This is a genomic window from Vitreimonas flagellata, assembly GCF_004634425.1.
Lineage (GTDB): Bacteria > Pseudomonadota > Alphaproteobacteria > Caulobacterales > Aquidulcibacteraceae > Vitreimonas > Vitreimonas flagellata.
Genome location: NZ_SBJL01000007.1, coordinates 1 through 4,648, shown reverse-complemented (window position 1 = coordinate 4,648; position 4,648 = coordinate 1). Strand labels below are relative to the sequence as shown.

The following is a 4,648-nucleotide window of genomic DNA, read 5'->3' as shown; positions in this document are numbered from 1 at the left end:
ACACGATTATCGAAGGCTTCAGCCAGTTCGTTACCTCCCTGTCTGCTCCGATCGCTTCCGGCTGGAGCATCTGCCGGGTGGGGCTTGCACCCACTGGAAAGCGCCGCCTTTGCACGGCGCACGCCGAACTCGGACGTTCAATCGAGCACGAGCCGAACCTTGTCTTCGGCCTGCTCACCGTCCAGACCGTGGTCGCGAATGATCTGAACCAGCCAGTCGAACAGCGTTGGCCCGGCTTTGGCGCGGGCATTGGCAAGCTCGGCGCGAACAAAATCTCGATTGCTGGCATGACAATGCCGCAGCTTCTCTTCGAGATACCGGACCGTCTCGGCGTAGCCTAATTTTTCCTTCGAGAACGACGACTTTGACCATCGGAGCGTGAAGCCGTCGGCAGGCGTCCCGAATCCACCCGAGAGGATGTCGTCGAATGCATCGAGATTTCGGCCCCACTTATGGCCGGGGATGAGCGCGCGGCTGACCTCCTCATAGAACGCGTCCAGCGAGGTGATTTTAGAGCCGTCGATTACGTATTCTTTGGTCACGACACGAGCTTCCACCAAGACACGCCTAATGTCCGTTGGGGCCGTCGCCCCACGCGGAGCCATATTTTCGAATGGCGTGCTTGCTTCAATTCAGCCGCTCGCGCCCTACTCGTCAATTCGGCGCGAGTTCGCCGAAAACAGACTCTTGCGATAGCAGCTGATATCGTTGAGCCATGTCCACGCTTTCGGAAACAACCGCCGTCGGCATCGCAGTAGCCTTTGGCTTCACCTACATAATCGGGAGCGCCATCCTCGGTGGCCTACTCACCCGGCTTAGCACCGACAAGCATCTGGGGATCGCTGTTCCGCCGTTGATGACAACGAATCCCGTTCGCAATTGGGGCGCGCTCCGGTTCTTGTATTCGGTGTCGCCGTGGCGGTTCAACGACCTCCCAGCCACCATGCTTATCTACCTCGTGAGATTGTCCGTCCCCCTCATGCTGGTGTTCGGTGGGATGGCGATGCTCTCACGCTAGATTCTGTGAGAGTCCGCGCCGGGCCAGACCCGAGCCACCGGTGAATTTTTCCGAACGACCGGCGCGATCCATTCCAGCCGCTGGCACCCTGCTCGACAATCCGGCATGCCGTCGCCGAAAAGCGACGTTCGTCACAGATGCCTGACGATCTGCGCACATCTGAAACATTTCGCCTAGATGCACTTTTTCTCGCGCGTGATTGCGCGATGAAACAAGACAAGAGCCCATTGGCGAACACGCTGCCACTATGGTGCGGCAATCCGCACGCGAGAAGCAAATCACGGGCGGTGGCTACGGCGGAGGAACAACAACCTTCTTGTCTATTACTTGTGACAGCCGTTCGACGATCTCGCTCGGCGACGGATGCATTCCCCTAGCGGAGTCTTGAGCAAACCACCGGCGTTGAGATGCACTATTAGTAGAGCCCTGCCAGCCTCGTTGACTTGCAGCTCTAGGCCCTTGATTGAGGAGACGCTGAGGCTTCTCCACCCGAGCCCATGCACATTCTCTTCCCGAACCACGATTGCTTCGCGATCGCGCCAAACCAGCGCGTGAAATATACGACCCGATCGGACGAAGTAATATCCCGCCACAAAGATCGCGATACCTGCAAGTCCCGCAGCATGTCCGATGGGCATCGATTGCGGTGGCGCCAACAACCAATAACCTGCGAGCAACAATAGGCCAAACGCAACGCAGCACAGAGTCACCGCGTTTGATGCTTTGTACCGGGAGATCACAGTATCGATCACGGCAAGCAACCTGTTAGCGATGCCGCGCAAATGGGATCCTGCATCACGCGTTCTCGCATTGCTTCTCCCCAGGGCTCACCCTTGGCCGCGCCAACAAGACCGCCAACTAATGCGCCATAGGGTCCACCAACAAAGGCACCAATTAGCAGGCCTGACGCGCGATGTCCGCTTCGGGCCACGGCCCGGCGCTGAGCAATATTTCTCGAATGACCGGCCCGCTCCAAACCCGTCGCTCGTGCCCTACCCGTCAATTCGGCACGCCGTCGCCGATAAGCGTCATTCCACAAAGTCTCTTGCTGGCCACGCTACCGATGCCCTGGTAAGCCGTCTCCGGGGGAGACGAAGATGAAGGCTGTCGGCAGTTATTTATTCGAGTATGCGCTCATAGCTGCCGTCATGCTGATAAGCGTCCTGGGGTTCTGGGACATCTATTTCGGCGCTGAGTCCCATGCACAACCTCATCATCACCTTCATGTGGTGACGGCTTTCGCCTGGATGTTCCTGCTGCTGTTTCAGCTCACCCTGATCCAACGAGGCAGCTACGCGACGCATAGACGAGTGGGGCTCGTCGTGCTGGTTGCCGCTCCAATATTGGTGGCCACAACCGCGATGCTGTCGGTCCATTCAGCGCACAGGGGGCTGGTCTCAGGTGACGGCGACTTCCTGATTGTTCAGAACGTGATGGGCACGCTCGAATTGGCATTGCTCATTGGACTAGCCTTTGTGCTGAAAAAACAGCGGAAACTGCACGCCGCATTTCTCTTAAGCACAACTGTCCTTTTCATGGGCATTGCTCTTTTTTTCGCGCTGATCACTTTCGTCCCTCAATTCAAAATCGAGGGTCCGGAGACCTTCTACAGGTTCCAGACCGCCGCCATGACAGGGCAAGCGATCGTTCTTGGCGTGGGCCTGGTGTTCTTCGTGAAGGACATGCGCAACGGCTGGCCCTTCTTGCTGGCGGCCTCGTTTTTCCTTCTGAACGAGCTGATCAGATCGTCGCTGTCCCAGTTCAGCTTGATGAACCCTCTTACCCAATTCGTCGGGTCTTTGAGCCAGCCGTTGACGTTCATCGGCACGTTCGCACTTATGTTGGTGTTACTGGCTGCGACGGCTCTGCCAATTGCGAGTCGGCCCAGGGTAGGCTGATCTTGCGTGCGCCATCGGGTGAGTTTTCCGAGTGACCGGCGCGCTCTGCTCGAGACATTCACTTCCTGACCTTCACATAGGCGCGCGATCGCCGATAGTGCCCCAACCAGTTCGCCCTGGACCTACGTTGAGGCATTGGCCGTCACAGAACGCGCGTCCTGTATTGCGACGAACAGGAACAGCGCCATGGATATCGCAACCAGAATGCCGCTAAGCATCGCGACAATTATGAAGGCTTTGATCTGCGTCCCAGACAACAGATATGCCGTCAGCGCCAAGGTGAAGATGGGCGTGGCGACGAGCGCCAGCACAGCTTGTATCCAAGCCGGGGAATACCGCTTTCGGACAAAGCCTCGATGATAAAGGCCGTAGATTGCGAGCGTCACCCAGCCCGCGAGATTGATATGCGAGTGAGCGTGGGAAAGACTAAAATCACCGCCTATTCCCATGAATAGCCCCATAGCCATTCCGATCACGCCGAACACGGCCGCCGCGACGATACAAGTGTTGCCAATGTGCACGTCGTCATCCTCCAAATGCGCGCTCAATGGGCAGTGAGCGCGCGTCACGCGCGCGAGAGGCAACGCTCTAGCCAGCCAACAAGGTGGGGAATGTGACGCGTGCAACAGTCGTGACCAATGTCCGTTCCGGGCCAGCGTCGGGCCATTCGAGATTATTTCTGAGCGTCTCCCGCTCTCAATCCCAGCCACTAGCGCCCTGCCCGTCAATTCGGCTCACGATCGCCGATTCCAGCCACTTGACGCGATGTAATATATAGATTACATTGCAGTTGTGCCGCAACTTTTGCGAACCGATGTGTTTGACCAATGGCTTCGCGGCCTGCGTGATCTCACGGGTCGAGCGCGCATCGACATGCGCATCAAGCGCCTTGCAAACGGCAATCCTGGCGACGTCCGCCCGGTCGGGAAAGGCGTGAGTGAGTTGAGGATCGATACCGGTCCTGGATATCGCGTCTACTATGCGGCGAACGGTGATGAGTTGATCCTTCTCCTCGCCGGCGGAGATAAGTCCACGCAAGCGCGCGATATCGAAACGGCGCTCGCACTTTGGAAGGATTGGAAGGAAGCGCAACAATGAGCAAAGCTACCTCTCGTCCCTTTGACAGCGCCGACTACATCGACACGCCCGAGGCGGTCGCTGCGTATCTTGAAGCGGCGCTGGAAGATGGCGACGCCCAAATCATCGCCGCCACCCTCGGCGACATCGCCCGCTCCAAAGGCATGGCGACTATCGCCGAGCGCACGGGTCTTGCGCGCGAGGCGCTATACAAATCGCTCAGCGCCGATGGCAATCCAAGGCTCACCACCCTGCTCGGTGTATTGAAGGCGATGGGCCTTCGCCTTTCAGTCACCACGGACTCGCACCAAGCGGCTTAAGCTCGCTCGGGTGACCGCCAACCCAAAGCTGGCCTACTCCTACCTCCAACTCGCAATCTCTCAGCAGAAAGACGGCCTAAGAGAGAGCGCAATTGCAAACTTCGAGACTTACATCCGGCTTGAACCAAACGGGCAATCCACGGAGTACGCGCGCCGCTGCATTGACAGCCTCCGATCGGGGTGACAGCGCCAACGTCCGCAGTGGGCCGATGCTGTTGAAAAAGTCCGAGAGGTCTTCGGCCCCTCCTGTTGTGTCGGAGGCTTTCGTCGAAGTTCATCGCCCGGCGGCTCGCGCCGCCCGGTAGTGCGTGCTCGCCCTAGGCTGAGGCCGCTAT

General features: G+C 58.2%; 7 protein-coding genes. 4 read left to right on the top strand and 3 right to left on the bottom strand.

Features of this window, described 5'->3' with window-relative positions:
• Window positions 1-137: 137 nt before the first annotated feature.
• Window positions 138-542: a barstar family protein gene (locus tag EPJ54_RS19570; protein ID WP_135213468.1), complete on the bottom strand. Its 405-nt coding sequence runs from the start codon at window positions 540-542 to the stop codon at window positions 138-140.
• Window positions 543-715: 173 nt separating this feature from the next.
• Here EPJ54_RS19570 and EPJ54_RS19565 point away from each other — a divergent pair, with 173 nt between their 5' ends.
• The gene (locus EPJ54_RS19565; protein ID WP_135213467.1) at window positions 716-1,018 is read left to right on the top strand and encodes a hypothetical protein; all 303 of its coding nucleotides are present in this window, start codon (window positions 716-718) and stop codon (window positions 1,016-1,018) included.
• A 748-nt stretch (window positions 1,019-1,766) separates the two neighbouring features.
• Here EPJ54_RS19565 and EPJ54_RS20500 read toward each other — a convergent pair.
• Window positions 1,767-1,949 (bottom strand): glycine zipper domain-containing protein, encoded by a 183-nt coding sequence (locus EPJ54_RS20500; RefSeq protein WP_420823055.1) that lies wholly within the window; start codon window positions 1,947-1,949, stop codon window positions 1,767-1,769.
• A 166-nt stretch (window positions 1,950-2,115) separates the two neighbouring features.
• Here EPJ54_RS20500 and EPJ54_RS19560 point away from each other — a divergent pair, with 166 nt between their 5' ends.
• Complete coding sequence (locus EPJ54_RS19560; RefSeq protein WP_135213466.1) at window positions 2,116-2,916, top strand: hypothetical protein; 801 nt, start codon at window positions 2,116-2,118, stop codon at window positions 2,914-2,916.
• A 122-nt stretch (window positions 2,917-3,038) separates the two neighbouring features.
• On the opposite strand, the gene EPJ54_RS19555 is transcribed toward EPJ54_RS19560, so the two are convergent.
• On the bottom strand, window positions 3,039-3,452 hold the full coding sequence (locus tag EPJ54_RS19555) for a hypothetical protein (protein ID WP_135213465.1): 414 nt from the start codon (window positions 3,450-3,452) through the stop codon (window positions 3,039-3,041).
• Window positions 3,453-3,732: 280 nt separating this feature from the next.
• On the opposite strand from EPJ54_RS19555, the gene EPJ54_RS19550 reads away from it, so the two are divergent.
• The gene (locus EPJ54_RS19550) at window positions 3,733-4,014 is read left to right on the top strand and encodes a type II toxin-antitoxin system RelE/ParE family toxin (protein ID WP_239591044.1); all 282 of its coding nucleotides are present in this window, start codon (window positions 3,733-3,735) and stop codon (window positions 4,012-4,014) included.
• Window positions 4,011-4,313 (top strand): addiction module antidote protein, encoded by a 303-nt coding sequence (locus EPJ54_RS19545; RefSeq protein ID WP_135213463.1) that lies wholly within the window; start codon window positions 4,011-4,013, stop codon window positions 4,311-4,313. The genes EPJ54_RS19550 and EPJ54_RS19545 overlap by 4 nt, the downstream gene beginning before the upstream one ends.
• The last annotated feature ends 335 nt before the right edge of the window (window positions 4,314-4,648 follow it).

What these genes read in the sequence shown, in the direction of transcription:
- EPJ54_RS19545 (WP_135213463.1), top strand. Translation starts at nt 4,011, where the DNA reads ATGAGCAAAGCTACCTCTCGTCCCTTTGACAGCGCCGACTACATCGAC.
- EPJ54_RS19565 (WP_135213467.1), top strand. Translation starts at nt 716, where the DNA reads ATGTCCACGCTTTCGGAAACAACCGCCGTCGGCATCGCAGTAGCCTTT.
- EPJ54_RS19560 (WP_135213466.1), top strand. Translation starts at nt 2,116, where the DNA reads ATGAAGGCTGTCGGCAGTTATTTATTCGAGTATGCGCTCATAGCTGCC.